The sequence below is a fragment of the Rhodanobacter sp. Root561 genome (assembly GCF_001427365.1).
Lineage (GTDB): Bacteria > Pseudomonadota > Gammaproteobacteria > Xanthomonadales > Rhodanobacteraceae > Rhodanobacter.
In genome coordinates, this window is sequence record NZ_LMGH01000001.1 from 646,675 (window position 1) to 672,012 (window position 25,338).

The 25,338-nt window shown below is 68.9% G+C and carries 24 protein-coding genes and 1 riboswitch; of the genes, 8 read left to right on the plus strand and 16 right to left on the minus strand.

Translation table 11 applies throughout. The features are described 5' to 3' along the window. Positions 1 to 13: 13 nt before the first annotated feature. Positions 14 to 1,855 carry a transcription termination factor Rho gene (gene rho, locus ASD55_RS02675; protein WP_056763537.1) on the minus strand — a complete coding sequence of 614 codons (1,842 nt, stop codon included), beginning with the start codon at positions 1,853 to 1,855 and terminating at the stop codon, positions 14 to 16. A gap of 187 nt (positions 1,856 to 2,042) precedes the next feature. After that, positions 2,043 to 2,369: a thioredoxin TrxA gene (gene trxA, locus ASD55_RS02680; protein ID WP_007808139.1), complete on the minus strand. Its 327-nt coding sequence runs from the start codon at positions 2,367 to 2,369 to the stop codon at positions 2,043 to 2,045. A 554-nt stretch (positions 2,370 to 2,923) separates the two neighbouring features. Between trxA and ASD55_RS02685 the strand changes: the two genes are divergently transcribed. The 5 genes from ASD55_RS02685 to ung all read left to right on the plus strand — a co-directional run bounded on the left by ASD55_RS02685 (position 2,924) and on the right by ung (position 8,156). After that, positions 2,924 to 4,675 (plus strand): DEAD/DEAH box helicase, encoded by a 1,752-nt coding sequence (locus ASD55_RS02685; protein WP_056763538.1) that lies wholly within the window; start codon positions 2,924 to 2,926, stop codon positions 4,673 to 4,675. 147 nt (positions 4,676 to 4,822) lie between these two features. Next, on the plus strand, positions 4,823 to 5,500 hold the full coding sequence (gene ftsE, locus ASD55_RS02690; protein WP_056717117.1) for a cell division ATP-binding protein FtsE: 678 nt from the start codon (positions 4,823 to 4,825) through the stop codon (positions 5,498 to 5,500). Next, positions 5,497 to 6,477: a permease-like cell division protein FtsX gene (gene ftsX, locus ASD55_RS02695; RefSeq protein ID WP_056763540.1), complete on the plus strand. Its 981-nt coding sequence runs from the start codon at positions 5,497 to 5,499 to the stop codon at positions 6,475 to 6,477. Before ftsE ends, ftsX begins: the two co-directional genes overlap by 4 nt. A gap of 129 nt (positions 6,478 to 6,606) precedes the next feature. Further along, positions 6,607 to 7,449, plus strand: coding sequence for a response regulator (locus ASD55_RS02700; RefSeq protein WP_056717115.1), 843 nt, complete (start codon positions 6,607 to 6,609; stop codon positions 7,447 to 7,449). Then, a complete protein-coding gene (gene ung / locus ASD55_RS02705; protein WP_056763542.1) occupies positions 7,446 to 8,156 on the plus strand; it encodes a uracil-DNA glycosylase in 711 nt (236 codons plus the stop codon). Before ASD55_RS02700 ends, ung begins: the two co-directional genes overlap by 4 nt. Here ung and thiD read toward each other — a convergent pair. The 7 genes from thiD to thiC are packed head-to-tail and all read right to left on the minus strand — an operon-like array spanning position 8,102 to position 14,303. After that, a complete protein-coding gene (gene thiD / locus ASD55_RS02710) occupies positions 8,102 to 8,935 on the minus strand; it encodes a bifunctional hydroxymethylpyrimidine kinase/phosphomethylpyrimidine kinase (RefSeq protein ID WP_235577704.1) in 834 nt (277 codons plus the stop codon). The genes ung and thiD overlap by 55 nt on opposite strands. Beyond that, on the minus strand, positions 8,932 to 9,918 hold the full coding sequence (locus tag ASD55_RS02715; RefSeq protein WP_056763544.1) for a HesA/MoeB/ThiF family protein: 987 nt from the start codon (positions 9,916 to 9,918) through the stop codon (positions 8,932 to 8,934). The genes thiD and ASD55_RS02715 overlap by 4 nt, the downstream gene beginning before the upstream one ends. Continuing rightward, positions 9,915 to 10,523, minus strand: coding sequence for a thiamine phosphate synthase (locus ASD55_RS02720; protein ID WP_056764443.1), 609 nt, complete (start codon positions 10,521 to 10,523; stop codon positions 9,915 to 9,917). The genes ASD55_RS02715 and ASD55_RS02720 overlap by 4 nt, the downstream gene beginning before the upstream one ends. Next, positions 10,520 to 11,290, minus strand: coding sequence for a thiazole synthase (locus ASD55_RS02725; RefSeq protein ID WP_056763547.1), 771 nt, complete (start codon positions 11,288 to 11,290; stop codon positions 10,520 to 10,522). The genes ASD55_RS02720 and ASD55_RS02725 overlap by 4 nt, the downstream gene beginning before the upstream one ends. Positions 11,291 to 11,293: 3 nt before the next feature. Further along, the gene (gene thiS, locus ASD55_RS18290; protein WP_056763550.1) at positions 11,294 to 11,491 is read right to left on the minus strand and encodes a sulfur carrier protein ThiS; all 198 of its coding nucleotides are present in this window, start codon (positions 11,489 to 11,491) and stop codon (positions 11,294 to 11,296) included. Continuing rightward, positions 11,476 to 12,462: a glycine oxidase ThiO gene (gene thiO, locus ASD55_RS02735; protein ID WP_056763552.1), complete on the minus strand. Its 987-nt coding sequence runs from the start codon at positions 12,460 to 12,462 to the stop codon at positions 11,476 to 11,478. The genes thiS and thiO overlap by 16 nt, the downstream gene beginning before the upstream one ends. 5 nt (positions 12,463 to 12,467) lie before the next feature. Beyond that, positions 12,468 to 14,303, minus strand: coding sequence for a phosphomethylpyrimidine synthase ThiC (gene thiC / locus ASD55_RS02740; RefSeq protein ID WP_056763553.1), 1,836 nt, complete (start codon positions 14,301 to 14,303; stop codon positions 12,468 to 12,470). 69 nt (positions 14,304 to 14,372) lie between these two features. Further along, positions 14,373 to 14,473: riboswitch (TPP riboswitch) on the minus strand. 289 nt (positions 14,474 to 14,762) lie between these two features. Here thiC and rpoH point away from each other — a divergent pair. Continuing rightward, positions 14,763 to 15,626, plus strand: a complete 864-nt coding sequence (gene rpoH, locus ASD55_RS02745; RefSeq protein ID WP_056717109.1) for an RNA polymerase sigma factor RpoH — start codon at positions 14,763 to 14,765, stop codon at positions 15,624 to 15,626. Between the two features lie 101 nt (positions 15,627 to 15,727). On the opposite strand, the gene ASD55_RS02750 is transcribed toward rpoH, so the two are convergent. Together ASD55_RS02750 and ASD55_RS02755 are read right to left on the minus strand one after the other, a co-directional pair. After that, a complete protein-coding gene (locus ASD55_RS02750) occupies positions 15,728 to 17,101 on the minus strand; it encodes a S41 family peptidase (protein ID WP_056763555.1) in 1,374 nt (457 codons plus the stop codon). A gap of 131 nt (positions 17,102 to 17,232) precedes the next feature. After that, a complete protein-coding gene (locus ASD55_RS02755; protein WP_235577728.1) occupies positions 17,233 to 18,369 on the minus strand; it encodes a peptidoglycan DD-metalloendopeptidase family protein in 1,137 nt (378 codons plus the stop codon). 175 nt (positions 18,370 to 18,544) lie between these two features. On the opposite strand from ASD55_RS02755, the gene ASD55_RS02760 reads away from it, so the two are divergent. Together ASD55_RS02760 and ligB are read left to right on the plus strand one after the other, a co-directional pair. After that, the gene (locus ASD55_RS02760) at positions 18,545 to 19,318 is read left to right on the plus strand and encodes an NRDE family protein (RefSeq protein ID WP_056764445.1); all 774 of its coding nucleotides are present in this window, start codon (positions 18,545 to 18,547) and stop codon (positions 19,316 to 19,318) included. 107 nt (positions 19,319 to 19,425) lie between these two features. Beyond that, a complete protein-coding gene (gene ligB / locus ASD55_RS02765) occupies positions 19,426 to 21,114 on the plus strand; it encodes an NAD-dependent DNA ligase LigB (protein WP_056763557.1) in 1,689 nt (562 codons plus the stop codon). A 3-nt stretch (positions 21,115 to 21,117) separates the two neighbouring features. Here ligB and ASD55_RS02770 read toward each other — a convergent pair whose 3' ends face one another. From ASD55_RS02770 to dinG, 5 genes are all read right to left on the minus strand, one after another. Then, positions 21,118 to 21,519 (minus strand): YchJ family metal-binding protein, encoded by a 402-nt coding sequence (locus tag ASD55_RS02770; RefSeq protein WP_056763559.1) that lies wholly within the window; start codon positions 21,517 to 21,519, stop codon positions 21,118 to 21,120. Positions 21,520 to 21,712: 193 nt separating this feature from the next. Continuing rightward, entirely contained in the window at positions 21,713 to 22,306 is a 594-nt protein-coding gene (locus tag ASD55_RS02775; RefSeq protein ID WP_056763561.1) for a DUF938 domain-containing protein, read from the minus strand. Between the two features lie 12 nt (positions 22,307 to 22,318). Further along, positions 22,319 to 22,516 carry a hypothetical protein gene (locus ASD55_RS02780; protein WP_056763563.1) on the minus strand — a complete coding sequence of 66 codons (198 nt, stop codon included), beginning with the start codon at positions 22,514 to 22,516 and terminating at the stop codon, positions 22,319 to 22,321. 82 nt (positions 22,517 to 22,598) lie between these two features. Further along, positions 22,599 to 23,159 carry a HutD family protein gene (locus ASD55_RS02785; RefSeq protein WP_056763565.1) on the minus strand — a complete coding sequence of 187 codons (561 nt, stop codon included), beginning with the start codon at positions 23,157 to 23,159 and terminating at the stop codon, positions 22,599 to 22,601. Next, positions 23,156 to 25,273: an ATP-dependent DNA helicase DinG gene (gene dinG / locus ASD55_RS02790; protein ID WP_056763567.1), complete on the minus strand. Its 2,118-nt coding sequence runs from the start codon at positions 25,271 to 25,273 to the stop codon at positions 23,156 to 23,158. The genes ASD55_RS02785 and dinG overlap by 4 nt, the downstream gene beginning before the upstream one ends. Positions 25,274 to 25,338 lie beyond the last annotated feature (65 nt).

The window sequence follows — 25,338 nt, forward strand, 5'->3', positions numbered from 1 at the left end:
CCGGCCCTGTTCTTCAGCGCTTCATGGAATTGAAGAACTCGTCGTTGGACTTGGTGTTCTTCATCTTGTCGAGCATGAATTCCATCGCGCTCAACTCGTCCATCGGGTGCAGCAGTTTGCGCAGGATCCAGATCTTGGCCAGCATGTCCGGCTCGATCAACAGGTCCTCGCGGCGGGTGCCGGAGCGGTTGATGTCGATCGCCGGGTAGACGCGCTTCTCGGAGATGCGGCGGGACAGGTGCACTTCCATGTTGCCAGTGCCCTTGAACTCCTCGTAAATCACCTCGTCCATCTTGCTGCCGGTTTCGGTCAGCGCGGTGGCGATGATGGTCAGGCTGCCGCCTTCCTCGACGTTGCGGGCGGCGCCGAAGAAGCGCTTCGGGCGCTGCAGCGCGTTCGCGTCCACGCCGCCGGTGAGCACCTTGCCGGAGCTGGGGATCACGGTGTTGTAGGCACGCGCCAAGCGGGTGATCGAGTCGAGCAGGATGATCACGTCCTTCTTGTGCTCGACCAGGCGCTTGGCCCGCTCGATCACCATTTCGGCGACCTGCACGTGGCGCACGGCCGGCTCGTCGAAGGTGGAGCTGATGACCTCGGCGCGCACGGTGCGGGCGATCTCGGTGACTTCCTCCGGACGCTCGTCGATCAGCAGCATGATCAGGTGCGATTCGGGATGGTTGTACTGGATCGCCTGGGCGATGTTCTGCAGCATCATCGTCTTGCCGGATTTCGGCTGGGAGACGATCAGGCCGCGCTGGCCCTTGCCGATCGGTGCGATCAAGTCGAGGATGCGGCCGGTGATGTCCTCGCTCGATCCGTTGCCGCGCTCCAGCTTGAACGCCTTGCGCGGGAACAGCGGGGTGAGGTTCTCGAACAGCATCTTGTTCTTCGACGCCTCCGGCGGATCGCCGTTGATGTCGTCGACGCGCAGCATGGCGAAGTAGCGTTCGCCTTCCTTCGGGTGGCGCACGCGCCCGGTGATGTAGTCGCCGGTGCGCAGGTTGAAGCGGCGGATCTGGCTGGGCGACACGTAGATGTCGTCGGGGCCGGCCAGGTACGACTCGTCGGCCGAGCGCAGGAAGCCGAAGCCGTCCTGCAGGATTTCCAGCACGCCTTCGGCCCAGATGCCGCCGCCGGAGCGGGCGTGCGCCTTGAGCACGTTGAAGATCACGTCCTGCTTGCGGGCGCGGGCGACGCCTTCGTGCACGCCCAGCGACTCGGCGAACTCCAGCAGCTGCGGCGCGCGCATGCGCTTGAGTTCGGTGAGGTTGATCAGGCGGCTGTCGCTGCCCGGATCGGCGTTGTCGTCATCCACCGGCAGGCCGTTCGGGTTCGGGCGCGGATGGTTCTGCGGGCGGCCCTGTTGCTGGTTGCTGCGCTCGCCGCGGTCACCGCGTTCGTTGCGCCGGCGGCGGCCACGACCTTCGCGGGCGCCATTGTTCTGGCCACCATTCGGATTCGGGTTGGCGCCGGGCGCCGGCGCCGGGTTCGGTCCGCCCTGGTTCGCGGCCTGGTTCGGGTTCGACGATGGCGCATTCTGCTGGCCGTTCTGCTGGCCGGCGTTGTCGCGCGGTTCCTGCGCTGCGCGCGGCGCGGCAGGCTCGGTCGTGGTCATCGGCAGGCTCGCCTGGGCAGGTGCTGGTGCTGGTGCGGGTGCGGGAACAGGCGCCGGAGCAGGCGCTGGCGCTGGCGCTGCGGCCTTTTCGCCGCCGGCAGCCTTCTCGGCGTTCGCCGCGGCAATCGCCGCTGCGCTGCGTCGGGGCGCGCGGGCGCGCGGCTCGGGCTTGCCCTCGACCACGGGCCTGGGGTCGACACTTTTGGCGTCGTTCGGAATTTTGTTATCGGTATCGGACACGGGCAATCCTCGCGGGGCGCCGTTGAATTACAGGAGGGAGGGTGTGCGTCGCGCGGAGGGCGCAAGGGGACAGGACTGTCCCGACGGACGCGAGGAATCTAGCACCCGTCGTGGTTCGGCGTAAAGCCTCGCGAGCCTGCCGGGCTGTGCCGGGCAGGCTGCGGATGACGGATTTGCAACGGGTGGATCAGATGGCCTTGTCGATCATCTGGGTCAGCTGACCCTTGCTGACGGCGCCGATCTGGGTCGCCTCGACCTTGCCGTTCTTGAACACCATCAGGGTCGGGATGCCGCGTACGCCGTAGGTGCGCGGGGTCTGCTGGTTCTGGTCGATGTTGACCTTGACGATGCGCAGCTTGCCTTCGTACTGGCTGGCCAGCTCGTCCAGCATCGGCGCGATGGCCTTGCACGGGCCGCACCATTCCGCCCAGAAATCCAGCAGCACGGGGGTTTCGGACTTGAGCACCTGCTCTTCGAAGGCGTCGTCGTTCACATGGGTAATCAGGTCGCTCACCGGGGATCTCCGTGGCAGGGGGCCAGAACTGGCAGGCCGAAAACAATGGGGTGGTCGGGGCGGAAAAACAAGGAGTGACGACGGGCGGGGCCGTCATCGGCTACACTCAGGCGCCCACGAAGCGCGGGTTGAGCCGGAAACAGGTCTTGCCGGGGCGGCAGATCTTCATTCCAGCGCAACTCCGGGCACGATTCAAGGGTGGCCTTCCAGGCCGCCTGTCAGACCGCCGGCAAAGATGGCGTCGCAGGGATCTGGATGGCAGAGGTCCAGCGAGCAAGGCAATGCAGATTTGGCCAGGTTTTCCGATCGTTCGAGGCGAACAGCCGCAGCTGTTCAACGAAAGAGAGAGGGAAAGTTGACCAAATCTGCGTAGCCGCAGCCGCTGGCACTCTGCCCAGCAGACTCCTCCGCGTCGCCAGCTTGTTGACCCTGACGATTGAACGCTTCGCTGCGCATCGCGCACCCCGTCCTGCACCGTTTCGCGCCGAGGTTCGGCCGCCGAAACGGGTGCAGCGCATCACGCCGCCGTCAGGCCAAGGTCCCGAATTCCCCATATGTCCCAAACCGTACTCACCGAAACCTTCTTCACCAACTTCGATCTTCATCCGCTGCTGCAGCAGGGTCTGGACGACAGCGGCTTCACCCGCTGCACGCCGATCCAGGAAATGACCCTGCCGCTGGCGCTGGCCGGTCGCGACGTTGCCGGCCAGGCGCAGACCGGCACCGGCAAGACCTGCGCCTTCCTGGTCGCACTGATGAACCGCCTGCTGACCACGCCCGCCGTGGCCGACCGCAAGGACAGCGACCCGCGTGCGCTGATCATCGCGCCCACCCGCGAACTGGCGATCCAGATCGACAAGGATGCGCGCAACATCGGCCAGCACACCGGCCTGAAGACCGCACTGATCTACGGCGGCGTCGACTACGACAAGCAGCGCCAGCAGCTGAAGGACGGTTGCGACATCATCATCGCCACCCCGGGCCGGATGCTCGACTACCACAAGCAGGGCGTGTTCAACCTCAACAGCGTCGAGGTGATGGTGATCGACGAGGCGGACCGCATGTTCGACCTCGGCTTCATCAAGGACGTGCGCTTCATCTTCCGCAAGCTGCCGCCGCGCGAGCAGCGCCAGGTGCTGCTGTTCTCCGCCACCTTGAGCCATCGCGTGCTGGAGCTGGCCTACGAGCACATGCACGAGGCCGAGAAGCTGGTGGTGGAAAGCGACAACGTCACCGCCGACAAGGTGCGCCAGGTCGTCTACTTCCCGGCCAAGGAAGAAAAGATGCCGCTGCTGCTGAACCTGATCGACAGGCACCAACCCGCCCGCAGCATCATCTTCGTCAATACCAAGGCGGCCGCCGAACGGATCACCGAGCGGGTGAAGCGCCACGGCTGCCGCGTCGGCGCGATCTCCGGCGACGTGCCGCAGCTGAAGCGGCAGAAGCTGCTGCAGCGTTTCCAGGAAGGCCAGCTGGACATCCTGGTCGCCACCGACGTGGCCGCCCGCGGCCTGCACATCCCGGCGGTCAGCCACGTGTTCAACTACGACCTGCCGCACGACGCCGAGGATTACGTGCACCGCATCGGCCGCACCGCCCGGCTCGGTGCCGAGGGCGATGCGATCAGCTTCGCCTGCGACCTGTACGCGATGTCGCTGCCGGATATCGAGACGTATATCGGGCAGAGCATCCCCGTCGCTTCGATGGACCCCGACCTGCTGGTGATGCCGAAGCCGCGCGCGGTCGATGCCGAGTTTGCCGCGAATGCCGCTGCCGACAGCGCCGAGTTCGGCGACGTGGTGCCGCCGCGTCCGGGCGAGAAGCCGCGTCGCGGCAGTGATTCCAGCCGTGGCGGCGAGCGTGGCCGCGGTCCCCGCAGCGGCGGCGCGTCGCGGCCGCCGCGCGAGCGCAAGCCCGCCACCGAGACGGCCGTCGCCAGCGAACAGCCGGTGGCCGTGGCCGTGCACAAGACCGAGGCGGTCGCCGGTGCCGACGGCAGCGTCACCGCCGAAGGCACGCGCAAGCCGCGCCGTCGGCGTGGCGGCCGCAATCGTCGCCGTGAAGGTGCGCCGGCCGACGGCGTGGCCACGAACGGCCAGACCGGCGCCGTCGCCGAGGGCAATCGCGCCCCGCGTGGCGAGCGTCGCCCGCCGCGCGAGCGCAACGTCACCCAGCCCACCGAGAGTCCCGCGCACAGCCGGCCCTCGCGCCAGGTGGCGGTGACCTCGGGCAAGGCCGTCGAGCAGGCCCATCCGCAGAAGCCGGGCCTGTTCCGCCGCCTGACGAAATTGTTCACCGGCCGCTGAAGCCCGACCGCGGCGGGCCAACGGCCCGCTCCCGATCCGCCGCGTCTGAATCAACCGCGGCGGATCGGCGTGGCAAGACGTCATCTTGGTGCCGGCATCCCTTATCCTTGCGGTTGATACGAAGCAACGCAGGCTCGGGGACGCTCGGTGATCCAATTCGACCAGGTCAGCAAACGCTACGAGGGCGGCCACGAGGCGCTCTCGCAGTTGTCGTTCGAGGTGCCCACGGGCGAGATGGCCTTCGTTACCGGACATTCCGGTGCCGGCAAGAGCACCTTGCTGAAACTGCTGGGGCTGATCGAACGGCCATCGCACGGCACGATCAGCGTGGACGGCAAGAGCCTGGCGAAGATCCGCCACAGCGGCATACCGAAGTGGCGCCGGCACCTGGGCATGGTGTTCCAGGATCATCGCCTGCTGCTCGATCGCAGCGTGTTCGCCAACGTCGAGCTGCCGCTGGTGATCGGCGGCATCGCCCGGCCCGAGCGTGCGCGACGGGTGCGCGCGGCGCTGGAGAAGGTCGGCCTGCTCGCCTACGAACGGCAGCTGCCGGCCACGCTGTCCACCGGCGAACAGCAGCGCGTCGGCATTGCCCGCGCCATCGTGGCGCGACCCAGCCTGCTGATCGCCGACGAACCCACCGGCAACCTCGATCCGCAACTGGCGGTGGAAATCATGGGCCTGTTCGACGAATTCCAGCAGGTCGGCACCACCGTGCTGATCGCCAGCCACGACCTGCCGCTGATCAAGCGCATGAAGAAGCGGGTGATCGTGCTGGACCATGGCCGGCTGGTCGCGGACCTGGCGGCGCAGGAGGTGTTGTGAGCGAGTCTTCCGAATCCGTGCGGGTGGCGGCGGATGCGCCGCAGCGCAACGGCCACAGCCGCGGCAGCCGTTTCGGCAGCTGGCAGGAACACCATCGCTGGAGTGCCGGCTCCAGCCTGCGCCGGCTGGCATCGCGTCCGCTCGGCAGCCTGCTGACGATCGCCGTGATGGGGCTGGCGCTGGCCTTGCCGCTGGCGTTCTACCTGCTGCTTGGCAACGTGCAGCAGCTCGGCCAGGCGCTGGGCCAGAGCCAGTCGATCAGCGTGTTCCTGCAGCCGGGGCAGGGCGCCTCGCAGGCGCAGCTGCTGGCGAAACAGATCGGCGAGCGGCCCGAGCTGGCCGCGGTCAGCGTGAAGACGCCGCAGCAGGGCATGGACGAACTGGCGAAGATGCAGGGTTTCTCCGGCGCGCTGCAGACGCTGGACGACAACCCGCTGCCCTACGTGCTGCAACTGCAGCCGCGCGACGGCACCACGGCGCAGGCGCTGGAACAACTGGTGGTCGATGTGCGCGGCATGCGCGGCGTCGAACTGGTGCAGGACAGCGGAACCTGGCGCCAGCGCCTGGACGCGCTGCTCGGCGTGGGCAATCGCGTGGTGCTGGTGCTGGCCTCCCTGCTGGCCCTGGCCGCCCTGCTGGTGGTGGGCAACACGGTGCGGGTGGACATCGCCAGTCGCAGCGAGGAGATCGGCGTGCTGCTGCTGGTCGGCGCCAGCGGTGCCTTCATCCGGCGGCCGTATCTGTATGCGGGAATCTGGTACGGCCTGTTCAGCGGCGTGCTGGCCGCCTGCGTGGCGGTGCTGATCGAATGGACGCTGGCCGCGCCGGTGGCCCAATTGAGCCACGCTTATGACGGCAAGCTGCAGGTCGGCGGCCTGCCGGCGTGGTTGCTGCTGGCGGTGCCGCTGGTTGCCGCGGCGCTGGGCTGGCTCGGCGCGCGCCTGGTCAGTGCCTGGCAATTGCGCAAGGCGGGCTAGGAGCGGTGACGTGAATCGCAGCGCCGGGGGCGGCATTCGGTGCACTATGCGCTTTCGGGCTTGTGCAGGGGATGCGCTTGCAGGTTCTCTGGCCGGGGATGGCCATGGGTCAAGTGGATGAGCCAAGCAATGAGTACGAAGATCAGCAGCCGTCTGCTCACCGACGCACCGCGGGTGCTGGTGGTCGACGGTTCGCGCGTGGTGCGGCAGTTGATCACCCGGGTGCTGCAGGCCGAGCTGCCCGGGGTTGAGGTGGTCGGTTGCGGCAGCGGCGCCGAGGCACAGCAGGTGCTGGGCGAGGGCGTGTTCGATTTCATCACCATCGCGCTGCGGCTGCCCGACATGGACGGACTGGAACTGGCGCGTTTCGTGCGCGAGTCGGCGCCGCAGACCTATGTGCCGATCGTGGTGGTTTCCGGTGACGTCGAGGGACGCCTGCACAGCCGCTCGCTGGGCGAGCACGTCACCGACTATTTCGACAAGTCGCTGGGCTTCCAGGCGCTGGCGGAATTCATCCGCGGCTACGTGAGCCCGGACGCCAGCGCCGAGGGCGTGGTGCTGTACGTCGAGGACAGCCGCGTGGTGGCACTGGCCACCCGTCGCATGCTGGAGAAGGTCGGTCTTACCGTGCGTCACGTGGTCAGCGTGGAAGATGCGCTGGCACTGATGGAAACCTCGCGCGCGCAGGGCGAGGTGGGCGCCGACGTGGTGCTCACCGACGTCAGCCTGAAGGGCGAACTGACCGGTGGCGACCTGCTCGAACACATCCGCAACGAGTTCGGCTACGGCAAGGGCCGGCTGCCGGTGCTGGTGATGACCGGCGACGAGAACCCGGCCAACCAAGCCGCGCTGATCAAGTCCGGCGCCAACGACCTGGTCGAGAAACCGGTCGAGGAAAAATTGCTGATCACCAAGGTGCTGTTCCAGTTGCGCGTGGCCAGGCACCTGCGCGAGCACACGGCCGAGGCATGAGCGAGGCGGCGAAGGTCCGGCTGGAACCCTCATGGCTGGCGCGCATCGGCGACTACCTGCAGCGTCCGGACATGCAGGCGCTGGCGGCCTTCCTGCGCGACGAGATTCATCACCGCAAGCGCATCTATCCGCCCGGGCCGGAGATGTTTTCCGCGTTCGCGCATACGCCGTTCGAGGCGGTGCGGGTGGTGATCCTGGGCCAGGACCCGTACCACGGCCCCGGCCAGGCGCACGGCCTGTGTTTCTCGGTGCGCCCCGGCGTGCGGGTGCCGCCGTCGCTGGACAATATCTTCAAGGAAATCCAGCGTGACCTCGGCATCGCGCGCCCCGATCATGGCTGCCTGACGCCCTGGGCCGACCGCGGCGTGCTGCTGCTCAACAGCGTGCTGACGGTGGAAGAGGGCCGCGCCGGCGCGCACCAGGGCAAAGGCTGGGAAGGTTTCACCGACGCGGCGATCGATGCGCTCAACCGCGAGCGCGAAGGGATCGTGTTCCTGCTGTGGGGCAGCTACGCGCAGCGCAAGGGCCAGCTGATCGACTCGACTCGCCACTGCGTGCTGAAGTCGGTGCACCCCTCGCCGCTGTCAGCCCATCGGGGCTTCCTCGGTTGCGGCCACTTCTCCGCGGCCAACCGCTATCTGGAAAGCCGCGGTCAGTCGCCGATCGACTGGTCGCTGCCGCCGCGGGCTTCGCTTCCCGTCGCTTGAGATGAAGACGGCCAGTGCTGGCGACCCACCAGCACGGCTCGCACATGGGCTTTCGCGCGACCAACGGCATCGGCCAGCGGATGGCCGCGGGCCACGCCCGCCGCGATGCCCGCCGAGAGCATGCAGCCGGTGCCGTGCAGACGGCGGGTGTCTATCCACGGCGCGGCGAAGCGCTGCGTGCCTTCGGCGGTGATCAGCAGGTCGACCGCTTCCGCCAGCGCGGCATGGCCGCCTTTCATCAGCACCGATCGCGATCCGAGCGTGAGCAGGGCGCGGCCTTGTGCCTCCATGTCCGGCTCGCCTTGAGCACACGTCGTGCCGAGCAATGCGGCCGCTTCGGCCAGGTTCGGCGCAAGGCAATCGGCCAGCGGCAGCAGGCGCGAGCGCAGCAGGTGCAGCGCGCCCTCGTCCAGCAGTCGGGTGCCCGAGCTGGCGATGAGCACCGGGTCGATGACCACGAAGGGCGGGCGGCGGCGCTCCAGCTGTCCGGCCACGGCCGCGACGATATCGGCGTCGGCCAGCATGCCCAGCTTCACGGCGCGGATGTCGATCTCGTCGAACACGGCGTCCAGTTGCGCGTGCACCATCGCGGCGGACATCGTCTGTACGGCGCGGATGCCCCTGGTGTTCTGCGCGGTGACCGCAGTCACGGCGGTAGCACCGTCGACGCCGAAGGCGGCGAAGGTCTTCAGATCGGCCTGGATGCCGGCGCCGCCGCAGGAGTCGGAGCCCGCGATGGAGAGCACGCCGGCTGCCGGCGTCACGTCTCTGCGCGTCACGATGGCAGGCCGGCGAGCGCCACCAGCGCCAGCTGACGGTAGTCACGGGATTGCAGCTGTCGGGCGGCGCGCCATGCGCGCAAACCGCTCTGGCAGCACAGCACGACACGGCAATCGGTGGGCGGGTGTTCGGCGACGAACGCGGCGATGCGTTCGGGGGTGCAGCGCAAGGCGTTTGCCAGCGGGGAGGTCGGCGCTTCGTCAAGACTGCGCAGATCGATCACGACGTCGCGGGGCGTGACCTCGTCGACGTCGATGAAGCGCAGCACCTCGCCTTCGGGTTCGCCGGCACGGTGGAAATCGAAGCCGCCGAACGCCAGCCGGCCGGCGTCGAAACTCGTCAGTCGGCCCAGCGGCGAGGGCTCGATGCGCAGCAGCCACTGCAGCACGAACTGCGCCTGCAGGCTGCCGAGCAGGCCGACCACGCTGCCCAGCACGCCGGCGCTGCTGCAACTGGCGGCGCGTGCGGGCATCTCGGGAAACACCGCGCGGTAGCTGGGTGCGCCGGCGCAGAAGCCGCCGACGTAGCCGGCCAGACCGACCGCCGACGCGCTGATCAGGGGCGTGTGTTGCTGCAGGCAGGCGTCGCTCAGGACGTAGGTGGCGGCGAGACTGTCCGCGGCATCGACGACGATGTCGGCGGCGGCGACCAGCGCCGTCGCGTTGCCCGGCGTCAGCCGCTGCGCCAGCGCTTCCACCGCGATGTCCGGGTTCAGGCGCAGCAGCGCAGCGCGCGCCGCTTCCACCTTGCGTGCGCCGATGTCGGCCATCGTGTAGAGCGGTTGCCGGTGCAGGTTGCTCTCTTCGACGCGGTCGGGGTCAACGACGATCAGCCGGCCGATGCCGGCGGCGGCCAGGTAGTGCAACACGGGACAGCCGAGGCCGCCGGCGCCGACCACCAGCACGCGGGCCGCGGCGAGTCTGGCCTGGCCGGTCGGGCGGACTTCGGGCAGGACGATCTGGCGCGCGTAGCGATCGGTCATGCACGCGCGCCGGTGAGGGCAACCCATTCCGCGACGCGGATGGCCGGCTCGGGATGCCGGGTCACGTCGCTGACCACGGCGACGCTGTCCGCGCCGGCGTCGAAACAGCCGGCGGCGCGCTCCAGCGTGATGCCGCCGATCGCCACCAGCGGCCGCCTGCCGACCCGCCGTTTCCACTCACCGATGCGCGGCAAACCCTGCGGCGCCCACGGCATCGCCTTGAGCGTGGTGGGATAGATCGGACCCAGCGCAATGTAGTCGGGGTCACGGGTCAGCGCGTGATCGAGTTCCGCGTGGTCGTGCGTGCTGATGCCGAGCCTCACGCCACGCGCGCGGATCGCCCGCAGGTCCGCCGCGAGCAGATCCTGCTGTCCCAGGTGGATGAAGTCGGCGCCTTCGTCCAGTGCGATCTGCCAGTGATCGTTGACCACCAGTTGCACCTGCCGCGCGCGGCAGGCCGCCAGCGCCGCGCGCACTTCATGACGAACCTGCGCCGGCGGACGTTCCTTGATGCGCAACTGCAGCAGCCGGACGCCGAGGGGGGCGAGTCGGCCGACCCAGTCGGCGCTGTCCACGATCGGGTAGAACCCGGGGAACGCGTTCATGCCAGCCACGCCGTGCCCGCCACCGGCGTCGAGGGCACGGCGAGATCGCGCGGCTCCATCGGTTGCGCCTCGAAGCCGGCGCGGCCCGCCTCGATCGCGCGTGCGAACGCCCCGGCCATCGCCACCGGATCGCCGGCCATGGCCACCGCGGTGTTCAACAGCACGCCGTCGATGCCCAGCTCCATCGCCTGCACCGCGTGCGACGGGCGGCCGATGCCGGCGTCCACGATCAACGGCACGTCGGGGAAGTGCGCGCGCAGCGCACGCAGGCCGAACACATTGTTGAGCCCGCGGCCGCTGCCGATCGGCGCGCCCCACGGCATCAGCACGCGGCAGCCGGCCTGCAGCAGGCGATCGGCCACCACCAGGTCCTCGGTGGTATACGGAAACACCTCGAAGCCGTCGGCGGCCAGTTCGGCCGCGGCCTCGACCAGGCCGAACACGTCGGGCTGCAGCGTGTCGGCATCGCCGATCACCTCCAGCTTGATCCAGGCGGTGTGGAAGATCTCGCGCGCCATCCTGGCGGTGGTCACCGCTTCCTTCGCCGAGTGGCAGCCGGCGGTGTTCGGCAGCACGCGCACGCCGAGGTCGCGGATCAGCGACCAGAAGCCCTGGCCGCTGCGCTGCGTGCCGGCTTCGCGCCGCAGCGACACGGTGACCACCTCGGTACCCGAGGCGCGCACCGCTTCGGCGAGGATCGCCGGCGAGGGGTAACGCGCGCTGCCCAGCCACAGGCGCGAGCCCAGTTCGATGCCGTAGAGATTCATGGCTCAGCCGCCCTGCATCGGTGCGAGGATTTCCAGCGCGTCGCCCTCGGCCAGCGCGGTCGTGTCGCGCTGACTGGCCGCCACGAAGCGGCCGTTCACGGCCGTGGCAACAATGGCCTGGTGGTAATCGAGTTCGTCCAGCGCCTGCGTCAGGGTGGCGGCGCGCACAGCGTTGGCGACGCCGTTCACGGTGATATGCATGGATCGGTTTCCGGGAGGGTGGGGAGGATCATCTGCGTGGCCTGCCGGGCGAGCGCCGGCGCCAGCAGGAAGCCGTGGCGGTAAAGCCCGTTGAGGTACACGGTGCGGCCGCGCCTGAACACGCGCGGCAGGTTGTCGGCGAAGGCCGGGCGCACGCCCACGCCCAGTTCCAGGATCTCGGCCTCGCCGAACGCCGGGTGCAGTGCGTACGCGGCGTTGAGCAGGTCCATCGCCGAACGCACGGTGACCGAGCCGCGGCTGCTGCTTTCCAGCAGCGTGCCGCCGAGCATGAAGACGCCATCGCCGCGCGGCACCACGTACAACCCAAAGCGCGGATGCAGCAGGCGCACCGGGCGCGAGAGCCGGAGGTCGGGCGAGCGCACGACGATCATTTCGCCGCGTACGCCGCGCAGGCCTTCCAGTGTGTCGCGCGCGGCGAGGCCGCGGCAGTCGACTATCTGGTCCGCATCGAAGCGCTCGGCATCGGCGTCGACGCCATGGCGGATCGTCACGCCCATCGCCGCCAGTTGCGCGGCCAACGCGGGCAGCGCGCGGCGCGGATCGAGGTGGGCTTCGTCGGGGAAGAACAGGCCCTGGCGGAAACGGCCGGCCAGATCGGGTTCCAGCGCGCCGATGCGCTCGGCGTCGATCGGCTCGAAGCGCTCGGTGCGCCGGCCGAACAAGGCCAGCTCGCCGGCGTCGCGGCTGGCCGCGACCACCAGCGTGCCGTGCTGCACGGTACTGGCGAAATGGCGCTGCCACCACGCGATGGCGGGCGCGCCCAGCACCGCCACCTGTGGCTCGGCGGTGGCCCGCTCGCACCACGGCGCCAGCATGCCGCCGGCGACCCACGCGCAGGCCTGCGCGTGGTCTGGCGCGCGCTCGATGATCTCCACCCGGGCGCCACGCTCGGCCAGCTCCATCGCCGTGACCAAGCCGGCGACGCCCGCGCCGAGGATGCCGATGCGCATGGCGGCTACTCCGCGGTCGGCACGTAGAGCGTGGCGCCGCGTTCGATGAACTCGCGCGACTTGCCGGCCAGGCCGGCTTGCAGCGCGGCCTCCTCCATCTCGCGCACCTCGCGGCGCAGGTCCTGGGTGATCTGCATCGAGCAGAACTTCGGCCCGCACATCGAGCAGAAATGCGCGACCTTGTGCGCCTCCTTCGGCAGCGTGGCGTCGTGGTAGGCGCGTGCCGTGTCGGGGTCGAGCGACAGATGGAACTGATCCTCCCAGCGGAATTCGAAACGCGCGCGCGACAGCGCGTCGTCGCGGCGCTGTGCGGCCGGATGGCCCTTGGCGAGGTCGGCGGCGTGCGCGGCGATCTTGTAGGTGATCACGCCGGTCTTGACGTCGTCGCGATTCGGCAGGCCGAGGTGTTCCTTCGGCGTGACGTAGCAGAGCATCGCGGTGCCGAACCAGCCGATCATCGCCGCGCCGATGCCCGAGGTGATGTGGTCGTAACCCGGCGCGATGTCGGTGGTCAGCGGGCCGAGCGTGTAGAACGGCGCCTCGGCGCAGTGCTGCAGCTGCTTGTCCATGTTGAGCTTGATCTTGTGCATCGGCACGTGGCCGGGCCCTTCGATCATCACCTGGCAGCCGTGTTCCCACGCGATCTGCGTCAGCTCGCCCAGGGTTTCCAGCTCGGCGAACTGGGCCGCGTCGTTGGCGTCGGCGATCGAGCCGGGGCGCAGGCCGTCGCCCAGCGAGAAGGCGACGTCGTAGCGGCGCATGATCTGGCAGATCTCGGCGAAGTGTTCGTACAGGAAACTCTCGCGGTGATGGCTCAGGCACCAGCGCGCCATGATCGAGCCGCCGCGCGAGACGATGCCGGTGACCCGCTGCGCGGTCAGCGGCACGTGCTGCAGGCGCACGCCGGCATGGATGGTGAAGTAGTCCACGCCCTGCTCGGCCTGCTCGATCAGGGTGTCGCGGAACACTTCCCAGTTTAGCCGGGCCGGATCGCCGCCGACTTTCTCCAGCGCCTGGTAGATCGGCACGGTGCCGATCGGCACCGGCGAGTTGCGGATGATCCACGAGCGGATGTTGTGGATGTGGCGGCCGGTGGAGAGGTCCATGATGGTGTCCGCGCCCCAGCGGATCGCCCACACCAGTTTCTCGACCTCCTCGGCGACGCCGGAGGACACCGCGGAGTTGCCGATGTTCGCGTTGACCTTCACCAGGAAGTTGCGCCCGATCACCATCGGCTCCAGCTCGCCATGGTTGATGTTGGCGGGGAGGATGGCGCGGCCCAGGGCGATTTCGCTGCGCACGAACTCGGGCGTGACGAAGGCGGGCAGGGCCGCGCCGAACGCCTCGCCATCGGCCAGCCGGGCGACGTCGTCCTCGTGCATCCGGGTGCGCGCAAGGTTCTCGCGCTGGGCCGCGTAGACCATTTCCTCAGTGATGATGCCGGCGCGGGCGAACTCCAGCTGGGTCACCGGCTGGCCCGGTCCGCCCATGCGCAAGGTGCGTTGCGCGGGACACGGCGCCACCAGCCGTTCCGCGCCGACCCCGCCGTTGTCTTCCGGGCGGGCGGCGCGACCTTCGATGGTCCGAAAGCCGCGCGCCCCGATCCACGCGTCGCGCAGTGGCGGCAGGCCGGCGGCGAGATCGATCCGCGCGTCGTCGTCGGTGTACGGCCCGGACGGATCGTAGACCTGCAGCGTCGGCGTCAGCGGGTCCTTCAGCGTGATCTCGCGCATCGGCACGCGCAGCGACGGATGCCCGGGCGGCGTCACGTAGACCTTGCGCGAGCCGCGGATTGGCCCGGTGGTGACGGTCGAGGGTGTGGCAGCGGCGGGATGATTCATGGATCTCCTCCTTGGATGGAGATCCGGGGCGTGACGCTGCAACGGTGCACGGGCGCGCCGACAGGGGCCGCCCATGGTGATTCCCGTTCCTACGCCGGCATGACCCGGATCAGGTTCAAGGGTCAGCTCGCGCTATCTCAGCCCCTTGCGGGGCACCCCTCGGAATGCGCCGGAGGATGGCGGCGGGGTCGAAGGCTGTCAAGCGGATGGCACGACCTCTGGCACTCGCGGCGGCGGGCGAACCGCGTTCTGATGCGAACGCGGGAAGTGCATCGGGCCGATCGTGACGCGTCGTGAACGTAACCCCGGCCAAGCTGGGGGCGAAGGGAAGAAGAGGCTGGACAGGGTTGGTAAATATCTGTACCATTCGGTTCATTAAAAGCCCGGAACCAAACGCCGGACTTAGCACTCCAACCACCCGAGTGCTAAACTTTGATGTCATTGAAGGAGGTTCCATCCATGTCTCAAGCCTTGGTGACCGCCAACTTCCCGCTGCCGAGTGTCGTCGGCAGCCTGGATGCGTATATCTCTGCGGTCCATCGGATTCCCGTGCTGAGCTCGGAAGAAGAGCAGGCGCTGTCGCGCGACTACCTCGAAGAGGCCAACCTGGGCGCCGCGAAGAAGCTGGTGATGTCGCACCTGCGTTTCGTGGTCCACGTGGCACGTGGCTACAGTGGCTACGGCCTGCAGCTGGCCGACCTGATCCAGGAAGGCAACATCGGCCTGATGAAGGCGGTCAAGCGTTTCGACCCCGACCAGGGCGTGCGCCTGGTCAGCTTCGCGGTGCACTGGATTCGTGCCGAGATGCACGAGTTCATCCTGAAGAACTGGCGCATCGTGAAGGTCGCCACCACCAAGGCGCAGCGCAAGCTGTTCTTCAACCTGCGCAAGAGCAAGAAGCGTCTGGGCTGGATGAACGCGGCGGAAGTCAGCACGGTGGCGAAGGATCTGGGCGTGCCCGAGGCCACGGTGCGCGAGATGGAGTCGCGCCTGTCCGGCCGCGACATCGGTTTCGAGGCTCCGGCCGACGCCGATGACGACGCCAAGCCGGCGCCGGCGGCGTTCCTGATCGACGACGGCGCCGACCCGTACGAGAACGTGGCCGACGAAGACTACGCCGACAACCAGATGCAGACGCTGACCGATGCGCTGAGCCATCTGGACAAGCGTTCGCGCGACATCATCCAGCGCCGCTGGCTGGACGACGACAACAAGGCCACGCTGCAGGATCTGGCCGACGAGTACGGCGTTTCCGCCGAGCGCATCCGCCAGGTCGAGGCGAACGCGATGAAGAAGATGCGCGGGCTGTTCGCCACCGCATGATCCGATTCCCGTAGCGACGTCCGCGCAGGGATGGGTGGACAGCAAGACGGCCCCGTGAGGGGCCGTTTTCGTATGCGTGATCGCGATTGCGGACGGTGTGCCTAGCGCCGTACCGCCGCGGGCTGGCGCAGTGCCATGCCCTTCAGCACGTTCAGTGCCTGCGACAGGGCGTAGTCGCTGGTGGCCAGTTTCGCATCGGCGGCACTGCCGTCGTTGTTGATGTCGGTGCCGGTCGCCGCGTTCTCGTTGGCCAGATGGTTGGGCAGGTCGGCTTCCGAACTGATCAGCACCGGGCCGCTGTCGGCCTTGTTCACGGTGAGGTCGGCCAGCGCGATGTCGGGCTTGATCCCTTCGGCCTGGATCGAGGTGCCGTTCGGCGTGTAGTAGCGCGCGGTGGTGATCTTCACGGCGTGGTCGGCGTCCAGCGGCAGCACGGTCTGCACCACGCCCTTGCCGAACGTGCGCTGGCCCATGATCAGGGCGCGATGGTTGTCCTTCAGCGCGCCGGAGACGATTTCGGCGGCCGATGCGGTGCCGTTGTTGGTCAGCACGATCAGTGGGGCGCCATCGAGCTGGTCGCCGGGGTGCGCCTTGAAGCTCATGTTGGCGTCCTGCAGGCGGCCGCGGGTGGTGACGATGACGCCGGCGTCGAGGAAGTCGTCGCTGACGCCGACCGCGGCAGTGAGCAGGCCACCCGGGTTGTTGCGCAGGTCGAGCACCGCGCCCCTGGGCGCGCCGTTCTTCCTGATCAGTTCGGCCAGCTTGTGCTCGAGATCGCTGGCGGTGTCTTCCTGGAACTGGCTGATCCGCACATAGGCGTAGCCGGGTTCCAGTTCGCGCACCTTGATGCTGCTCACCGAGATGTTCTCGCGCACCAGCTGCAGGTCGACCAGCTTGTCGCTGTTCGGATGCACGACAGTCAGCTCGATCTTGCTGCCCGGCTTGCCGCGCAGCTGGCGGAACATGCCATCCACGTTCTGCGCATCGATCAGCGTGCCGTTGATCTTGACGATGTTGTCGCCGGGCTTGATCCCCGCGCGCGCGGCCGGCGTGTCGTCGATCGGCGAGACGATGCGCAGGCCGCCGTCGACCTGCAGCACCTCGATGCCCAGGCCGCTGTATTCGCCGGTGGTGTCCTCGTTGAGCTGGGTCAGGCCGTCCTTGTCCAGGTATTCGCTGTGCGGATCGAGCCCGGCCAGCATGCCGGTGATCGCGGCCTTCATCAGGGTTTTGTCGTCGACCTTCTCCACGTACGCCTGGCGCACCACCTCATAGACGCGACTGAAGTTGCGGATGTCATCGAGGTCCACCGCGCTCGGCGCACTGGTGGCCGTGCTGCTGGTGGCGGGCAGGTCGACCGGAGCGGCGACGCTGGCGCTGCCGGCGGGCGTGTCCTGGGCGTGGCTGGCCGGCAGCGCCAACGCAAGCGGAGTGGCCAGCAGCAGGGCGAGCGGGATACGGGAGGTTGGACGCATGAAGGGTGACTCCGCACAACGGACAGGCAACGCGCTCGCACGCGGTGAAAAGGGGCGCAACCACTGGGACAACCAAACCCCGGCGGAATTCAGCGCAGGCGCGCCTAGCCTGCGTCGGGGTCGCGCCGGCGTCAACGGCGCTGGCTCAGCCAGCTGCGCGGGTCGACCGGCTTGCCGTTCTTGCGCAACTCGAAATACACGCCGGTGTTGATGCCGGTGGGCGGGCTGGCGGTGCCGATCACCTGGCCGGCCTCGACCTGGTCGCCGACGTCGCGCAGCAGGCTTTCGTTGTTGCCGTACATGCTCATCCAGCCATTGCCGTGGTTGACGATCAGCAACATGCCGTAGCCGCGCAGGAAGCCCGCGTAGATCACCTTGCCGCGCGCCACCGCATGGATGTCGCTGCCGCCGCCGGCCTTGATCAGCACGCCATTGCCGTAGCTGTTGACCACCCCGCTGGCCGGCCACGGCAGGTTGCCGCGGATGTTGGCAGCGGCGCCACCCACCTCGATCGGCGGTGGCGGCTTGCGCCCGGGGTGCTTGCGCACCGCTTCCGCGCGTTCGGCGGCGGCGCGCCGGGCGGCCTCGTCGATCGCCTTCTGCAACTTGTCGAGCAGGTTGTTCAGCGATTGCGCGTTCTGCTTCAGGGCGGTCAGCTTCTGCGCCTGGTCCTTGTACTGGGCGTCGGCGGCGGCGGCCAGCTTCTGCTGGGCGGCGCGCTGCTGGCCGAGCTCGGCGGCCTGCTGTTCGCGCTTCGCCTTGACCGCCTGCAACGCCTGCTGCTCGGTGGTGATCGAGCTTTCCAGCTGTTGCAGGGTGGCCAGGTCGCCCATCAGCTTCTGCACCCGCTGCACGCGGTCCTGCTGGAAATACTTCGAGTACACCAGCGCCCGCGCGATGCGCGCCACGTCCTCGTCGCCCAGCAGCAGGCGCAGGTCCGAACCGTGGCCCAGCGCATAGGTGGCGCGCAGCAGGTCGGCGATCGCGGCCCGCTGGCTGTGCAGGTTCTGGTTCAGCACGCCGCGTTGCTGCTGCAGCTGTTCGAGCTGGGCCTGCTTGGCGGACAGTTCGGCGTCCGTCTGGCGCACCATCCGCGCCGCCTTGGCCAGCGCATTGGCCTGCCTGGCCAGTTCCGCATTGACGCTGTCACGGCGGGCGGCGGTGTCGGCCTGCTGCTGCGCCAGCGCCTTCATCTTCTGCTGCAGCTCGGCCAGCTTCTTCTTCGCTGCGGCCTGTTCGGTGCTGCTGCCCTGGGTCGGGTGGGCCATCGCCGCGGAGTGGAACACACCCCAGGCCAGCAGGGCGGCAAGCAGGCGGGGGGCGAATGAACGGGCGACGCGAGGGCGTATGGGCATGGCCCGATTATCGCCGAGCTGGCGGCCCGTGGGCGAACCGGCGACGAGTCGCTGGAGATCGCCGCCCCGCATGGCGTAAATTCCGATGATGTGCCTGATCGCTTTCGCCTGGAAAAGCCACCCGCGCTGGCGCCTGCTGCTGGCCGGCAACCGCGACGAATTCCATGCGCGCCCGAGCCTCGCGCTGGCGCGCTGGGACGACCTGCCGATCATCGGTGGCCGCGACCGCGAGGCCGGCGGCACCTGGTTGGGGGTGAACGAAGACGGGCGCTGTGGCGTGGTGACCAATGTCCGTGATCCGGCGGACCCGCAGCGGGGTGCTTCGCGGGGCCTGCTGATCACCGACTACCTTGCCGACAAGGTCGATGCGCCACGCCACGCGCAGCATCTGCTGACTGCCGGCGCGCAGTACCGGCCGTTCAACCTGCTGACGTTCGACCCGCATGCCGCGTTCTACCTGGGCAATCGTCCCGAGCCACGCATGCAGCCGGTGACGCCGGGCGTGCACGGCCTGTCCAACGCCGACTTCAACACGCCGTGGCCGAAGACACGCGCACTGATGCGGCGAGTGCAGGCGTGGATCGACAACGGCGACGAAGCGGATTTCGGTGACCTGTTCGAGGCGCTGGCCGACGAGCGGCAGGCACCGGACGAGCAATTGCCGGATACCGGGGTGGGGCTGGAACGCGAACGCTGGCTGTCGTCGGCCTTCATCCGCGGCGAACACTACGGCACCCGCGCCAGCACGCTGGTGGCGATCGGTCATGACGGGAAGGGCGTGATCGTCGAGCGGCGGTTCGGCCCGCTGGGAAGCTTCGAGGGCGAGACGACGCTGCACTTCGCCAGCCCGTCGCCGGGCTGAACCCAGGCCAGAAGCCCCGCGCCTACGTGCGCCATCGGCATCCTCGACTGCCGGCATGGCCGCGGGCCGGCTAGCCTGCCTGCAACGTCCACGGAGCGGAGCAAAGCATGCGTGCAGGGAAGCTGTTGATGATCGCGTTGCTGGTGCTGGCTGCAAGCGCGGCGCAGGCCACTGACTGCCCCGGCTGGTCGCCGACGCAGGCACGCGAGGAGATGCGTGCGCTGCACGATCGCCTGGATGGCTGGAATCATGCCTATCGGGTCAGCGGCCAGTCGCCGGTCGATGACGCCGTCTACGACCAGTCGCAGCAGCGGCTGGCGCAGTGGACGCGCTGCTTTCCTTCGCAGGCGCCAAAGGCGCTGGCGCAGCTTGCCGACGCCGGCGGCGCGGCGCGCTCGCCGGTGGCGCAGACCGGCCTGGCCAAGTTGCCCGACGCGGCGGCCCTGGCGAGGTGGATGCAGCAGCGCGGCGGGCACGACCTGTGGGTGCAGCCGAAGGCCGACGGCGTGGCGGTGACCCTGCTTTACATGGACGGCCATCTGCGCCAGGCGACCAGCCGCGGCGATGGCCTGCACGGCTCGGACTGGCTGGAAAAGGCGCAGCGCATCGCGGCGATCCCGAAGACGCTGCCGCATGCACCGAAACGCGTGGTGTTGCAGGGTGAGCTGTACTGGCGCCTTCCCGGTCACGTGCAGGCCGGGGACGGCGGGGCGAATGCGCGCTCGGCGGTCGCCGGCGCGCTGGCGCGCGACACGCTGGATGCCGACACCGCCGCACGGATCGGCCTGTTCGTGTGGGACTGGCCCAGCGGTCCGGCCGACATGCCGGCGCGACTGGCCGGGCTGCAGGCGATGGGGCTGGCCGACAGCGTGGCCTATACGCATGCCGTCACCTCACTGGACGAGGTGCAGCGCTGGCGCGAACAGTGGTATCGCCACGCGATGCCGTTCGCCGCCGACGGCACGGTGGTGCGCCAGGGCCATCGCCCGCCGGCCTCGAGCTGGCAGCCCTTGCCGCCGACGTGGGCGGTGGCCTGGAAATACCCGGCGGCGTCGGCGCTGGCCTTGGTGCGCGCGGTGGACTTCACGGTAGGCCGCAGCGGTCGCATCACCCCGGTGCTCGAACTCGAGCCGGTGCAACTGGACGATCATCGGGTACAGCGGGTCAGCGTGGGCTCGCTCAAGCGCTGGCAGGAACTCGACATCCGTCCCGGTGACCAGGTCGAGGTGGTGCTGGCCGGCCTGACCATTCCGCGCCTGCAGTCGGTGGTCTGGCGCGCGCGCCAGCGCGTGCCGGTGACGCCGCCCGATCCGACCCGGCATGGTCCGCTCAGTTGCTGGCAGGCCGGTCCGGGTTGCCAACAGCAGTTCCGTGCGCGGCTGGTCTGGCTGGGCGGTCGCCAGGGCCTGCAGCTGGACGGTGTGGGCGAGGACACCTGGCAGGCACTGATCGACGCCGGCCTGATCCACGACTTGCTGGACTGGATGCGGCTCACCCCCGCGCAGCTGGCGACCGTGCCAGGGATCGGCGCCGACCGCGCGGCGGGGCTGGCCCAAGCCTTTGCCGCCGCCCGCGATCGTCCGTTCCCGCACTGGCTGCGTGCGCTTGGCCTGCCCGCGGGCATCGCCAGCGGCCTGTCCGACTGGCAGGCGATGAGCGCACGCGCGGCCGGTGACTGGCAGGCACTGGACGGCATCGGTGCCGGACGGGCGAACCAGCTGGTGGCGTTCTTCGATTGCGCGGACGTGCGGGCGCAGGCCGCCCGGCTGCACGCGGCGGGCGTGCAGGGTTTCTGAGCGTCAGTTCTTCAGTTCGCCGTCGAGGTAGTACCAGTGGCCGTCCATGCGCACGAAGCGGCTCGTCTCGTGCTGGCGTTGCGCGCGACCGCCGCCCAGGCGGTAGCGGGCCACGAACTCGACCACGGCATGTTCGTCATCGATCTGCCGGGCCTGCCGCACTTCCAGCCCCAGCCAGCTGGGCGGCGGTTGCTGCGCCGCCAGTCGCAGCGTGTCCGGCCGGGTGTCGGGATGCCAGCTGGCCAGCAAGTAGTCCTCGCGCTTGAGCACGTAGGCGCTGTAGCGCGAGCGCATCAACTGCTCGGCGCTGGTGGCGGCGCCGCCGTCATGCAGCGATCCGCAACAGGCGGCGTAGCCGGCCGGGTTGCCGCAGGGACATGGGGTCAACGTATCGATGGACTTCATGCCGCCTTTGTACCCGGTTCGGCGGATTCGTGCAGGCGGGCCTCAGCGCCTGTGAAGAAAACCACTTCCTGTGTTTTCTTCTATCGCGAGTCCGGCGCATGTCCGGACTCGCTCACATGAAACAGTCACTTGCGTGACTGCTTCATGCCCGGCCCTCGTGGCCGGACTGAGAGGTTGAAAAACTCACAACCTCTCAGCCGCGGCGATGCCACACCCGACAGCGGTTGTTCGCCGGCATCGCGATGTCGGCAACCAGCTGCAGGCCGGCCTGGTTCGCCAATGCATCGACCGCTTCCGCATCGCGGATCGCCATGTGTTCGCCGCGTTCCTTCAGCCAGACGTCGAACGCGGCATTGCTCTGGCTGCTGTAGCGGCCGTCGTGGTTGAACGGGCCGTAGATGACCACGACGGCATCGCTGGCGAGGATCGTGGGCAGTCGCGCAAACAGCTGCTGCACTTCGTCCCAGTGCATGATGTGCAAGGTGTTGGCGCTGAACATCGCGTCGAACGGTCCGGCCGGCCAGTCACCGCCGACGTCGAATTCCAGCGGTGCCGGCGTGTTCGGCAGTCGTGCATCGTCCAGCCAGGCGCGGATGCCGGGCAGGTTTTCGCGGCGGTCGGAGCTTTGCCAGGTCAGCTGCGGCAACGCCGCGGCAAAGTGCACGGCGTGCTCACCGGTGCCGCTGCCGATCTCCAGCACGTGGCGACGATCGGCGAACTGCTCGCGCAGCACCTCGAGGATCGGTTCGCGATTGCGCTGGCAGGCAGGCGAACGGGGTTTTTCCACGCCGCGATCGATTCAGGCCGGATGGCCGCGCAGCACCCGCGCCGGCAGCATCAGCAGCGCGTGGAGGAAGGCGAACACCGCACCGACGGTGATGCCGACCAGGCGGAACGGCAGAAGAATCAGCCACACGATCGGATAGAGCACCAGCGCGAGCAACGCCAGCGGCCAGCAGAACACCAGCAGCAACAGCCAGAGCAGGAAACCAGCCATCGGTCGTTCCTCGCGGTTGGGGATGTCGGAGATTCTAGCGCAGCCAAAACGGCGGCCACAGGTGACTCTCGGCACCCCGCCGTCAGCCGGCCACGGCCTCGACCCGGACGACCAGCGCCACGGTGGCGTCATGCAGGGTGATCTCGACCGCGCCAGCCGCATCGGGGCGCCAGGCGTCGCCGGCCTGCAGGCGCCCGTCCGCGGTATCGATCGCGCCGCGGGCACAGAACACCAGGGCGGTGCCGGCGGCCATCGTGCGCGTGCCGGCTTCCGTCCATGCCTGCACCTCGCCACGCACTCGTGCGCGACGCAGCATCAGGTTGAAGTCGCGGGTAGGTCCGCTGGCCAAGGCCACGGTGACCTTCGCTTCGCCGGGAAAGGCGAACGGGACGAACGGCGTGGTCAGCGCATGGATGCGGCCATCGTCCAGCGTCATCGTGAAGCCGGCGCCGTCGAGCAGGGCGATCTGCCGGTCGATGCCCGGGAAAAGCGAGAACGGCGCCGCGCTGTCGACCTCGGCGATGCTGACCCGCCAGTCGAAATCGTCGCCGTGGGCCAGCGCCGGATGGACGGCTATTTCGCGGGTGCGGCCCAGGCCGTTCTTCCACGGCTGCGACGGGCAATCGGCGAGGCGGATGATCATGCGGTTCTCTCGATGACGCGCTCGAACGGCGGCAGCGCGCGCAGCATGCCGGCGCCGTAGCGCTTGGTGACCACGCGGCGGTCCAGCAGCACGATGCGGCCGTGGTCGGTCTCGTTGCGGATCAGGCGGCCGCAGTATTGCGTGAGCAGCCGCGTGGCTTCGGGGATGCTGACCTCGATGAACGGGTTGCGTCCGCGCGATTCCAGCCACTCGGCGTAGGTGGCGCCGACCGGATCGGTGGGCACCGCGAACGGCAGCTGGGTGATCACCACCGTCTCGCAGAACTTGCCCGGAAGATCGAGGCCCTCGCCGAACGAGGCCAGCCCGAACAGCGTGCTGCCCTTGCCCGCCTCGATGTCGGCGCAGTGCTCGGCGACCAACTGCGACTTGCCCAGCGAGCCTTGCGCACGCACCTTGCGCACCTGGGCGATCGGCAGTTTCTGCAGCACGCGGTCGAGCTTCTGGCGCGAGGTGAACAGCACCAGGTTGCCGGCATCCCAGTCGAGGTTGTCGGCCAGCCACTCGCTGATCTCTTCGGCATGCGCCTCGCGTGCGTCGGGCAGGGTGCGCATCGCCGGGACTTCCAGCCGGGCCTGTGTGGCAAGGTCGAACGGCGAGGGCAGGCTCAGCGTCACCGCGTCATTGGGCAGGCCGACGGCGTCGGCGAAGCCGCGGAAGTTGCCGCCCGCGCTCAACGTGGCCGAGGTCATCACCACGCCGCTGGCGTTGTCCCACAGCACGTTGCGCAGCAGGCCCGCGGCGGACACCGCCGAGGCGTGGCAGACCAGCTGCTGGTCCGCGCCAAGCGTGACCCAGCGCGCCATGGGCGGGGTGTTGTCGGAGTCCTCACTGGACCATGCACGCCAGCACGCGGCCTGCTTGCCGATGCGCTCCAGCGCCAGGCCCAGCTCGCGCGACAAGGCTTCCTGGGTCGGCCCGCCATCGGTCATCTCGACCACGGCGCGACGCACCGCAGCCAGCCAGCGCTGCACCTCGCCGGTGAGCAGGTCGAGCACGCGGGCGTGTTCCACCCACGGCTCGGGCAACTGCCCCAGCGAGCCCCGGTACATCGGTTCGTTCTCGGCCGGATCGGGCAGCCAGGCCAGGCGGATTTCCTTCTCCAGTTCCTCCAGCGTGTTGCTGAGTTCCTGCAGTTTCTCGTCGCCCTGGTCGAGGCCGAGCTTGCCCAGGCGTTCCTTGTCGGTCAGCGAATAGGCCGCGTGCACCTGCCGGCCGAGCCGGCTCAGCTGGCGCACGGTGGCGGTCATGTAGACCTCGGCGGCGCCGCGGTCGATCGCCTTGCCCGGCACGTGGTGGCCTTCGTCGAAGATGTACAGCGTTTCGTCCGGCCGTGGCAGGATCACGCCGCCCCAGCCCTGCACGCCCTCGGCGCCGCCTTCGCCCGGCATGGTCAGGTCGGCCAGCACCAGGTCCTGGTTGGCCACGATGATCTCGGCGTCGTCGACCGCGCGGCGCGCGGCGAAGAACGGGCAGTTCATGAACTGCCCGCACTTGCGTCCGGTGCAGCCGCCGGCGCTGGTGGTGATCATCGGCCGCAGCAGGTCGCTGACCGGTTCGGGCGCGCTGTCCATGTCGCCGTTCCACTCGTTGTGGTCGAACGCCACGCGCAGCTTCGCCAGCGACTGCTTGTCGCGCGCCTGTGGCGGTTTCGCCCACAGCATCAGGTCCGATTCGAAGCCGGCCAGGCCCATCTGCGCGTCGTGGATGCTGTTGGCGGCCATCAGCAGGTTGCGCGGGCACAGGTAGCGACCACGGCCCTTGGCCAGCGCCACCTTGGCCTCGATGCCGTTGAGCTGCAGGTACAACGGGATATCCCGTTGCACCAGCTGTTCCTGCAGCGCCACCGTGGCGGTGGCGATCAGCAGCTTCTTCTTCTGCGCGCGCGCCACCTCGACGCCGGCGATCAGGTAGGCCATCGACTTGCCGGTGCCGGTGGGCGCCTCGATCACCGCCACGCCGCCGGTCTGGCCGAAGGCCTTGGCCACTTCGGCGATCATCTTTCCCTGCGAGGCGCGCGCCCGGAAACCGGGCAGGCCGTCCTTCAGGCGCGCGTAGGCGGCGCGGATGGCGTCTTTGGTGGTGTCGGCAAGCATGGACGAATCGGCAACCTGTGGCGCGGTCGCGGCTGGGCGTCGGCAGGATCGACGGCCGGCGCGGA

What these genes read in the sequence shown, in the direction of transcription:
- ASD55_RS02770 (WP_056763559.1), bottom strand. Translation starts at nt 21,519, where the DNA reads ATGAAGTCCATCGATACGTTGACCCCATGTCCCTGCGGCAACCCGGCC.
- ASD55_RS02685 (WP_056763538.1), top strand. Translation starts at nt 2,924, where the DNA reads ATGTCCCAAACCGTACTCACCGAAACCTTCTTCACCAACTTCGATCTT.
- ASD55_RS02725 (WP_056763547.1), bottom strand. Translation starts at nt 11,290, where the DNA reads ATGAATCTCTACGGCATCGAACTGGGCTCGCGCCTGTGGCTGGGCAGC.
- ASD55_RS02750 (WP_056763555.1), bottom strand. Translation starts at nt 17,101, where the DNA reads ATGCGTCCAACCTCCCGTATCCCGCTCGCCCTGCTGCTGGCCACTCCG.
- ASD55_RS02785 (WP_056763565.1), bottom strand. Translation starts at nt 23,159, where the DNA reads ATGATCATCCGCCTCGCCGATTGCCCGTCGCAGCCGTGGAAGAACGGC.
- thiS (WP_056763550.1), bottom strand. Translation starts at nt 11,491, where the DNA reads ATGCATATCACCGTGAACGGCGTCGCCAACGCTGTGCGCGCCGCCACC.
- ASD55_RS02760 (WP_056764445.1), top strand. Translation starts at nt 18,545, where the DNA reads ATGTGCCTGATCGCTTTCGCCTGGAAAAGCCACCCGCGCTGGCGCCTG.
- ASD55_RS02700 (WP_056717115.1), top strand. Translation starts at nt 6,607, where the DNA reads ATGAGTACGAAGATCAGCAGCCGTCTGCTCACCGACGCACCGCGGGTG.
- thiC (WP_056763553.1), bottom strand. Translation starts at nt 14,303, where the DNA reads ATGAATCATCCCGCCGCTGCCACACCCTCGACCGTCACCACCGGGCCA.
- rpoH (WP_056717109.1), top strand. Translation starts at nt 14,763, where the DNA reads ATGTCTCAAGCCTTGGTGACCGCCAACTTCCCGCTGCCGAGTGTCGTC.
- ligB (WP_056763557.1), top strand. Translation starts at nt 19,426, where the DNA reads ATGCGTGCAGGGAAGCTGTTGATGATCGCGTTGCTGGTGCTGGCTGCA.
- ASD55_RS02755 (WP_235577728.1), bottom strand. Translation starts at nt 18,369, where the DNA reads ATGGCCCACCCGACCCAGGGCAGCAGCACCGAACAGGCCGCAGCGAAG.
- thiO (WP_056763552.1), bottom strand. Translation starts at nt 12,462, where the DNA reads ATGCGCATCGGCATCCTCGGCGCGGGCGTCGCCGGCTTGGTCACGGCG.
- ASD55_RS02780 (WP_056763563.1), bottom strand. Translation starts at nt 22,516, where the DNA reads ATGGCTGGTTTCCTGCTCTGGCTGTTGCTGCTGGTGTTCTGCTGGCCG.
- dinG (WP_056763567.1), bottom strand. Translation starts at nt 25,273, where the DNA reads ATGCTTGCCGACACCACCAAAGACGCCATCCGCGCCGCCTACGCGCGC.
- ASD55_RS02715 (WP_056763544.1), bottom strand. Translation starts at nt 9,918, where the DNA reads ATGACCGATCGCTACGCGCGCCAGATCGTCCTGCCCGAAGTCCGCCCG.
- ASD55_RS02720 (WP_056764443.1), bottom strand. Translation starts at nt 10,523, where the DNA reads ATGAACGCGTTCCCCGGGTTCTACCCGATCGTGGACAGCGCCGACTGG.
- ung (WP_056763542.1), top strand. Translation starts at nt 7,446, where the DNA reads ATGAGCGAGGCGGCGAAGGTCCGGCTGGAACCCTCATGGCTGGCGCGC.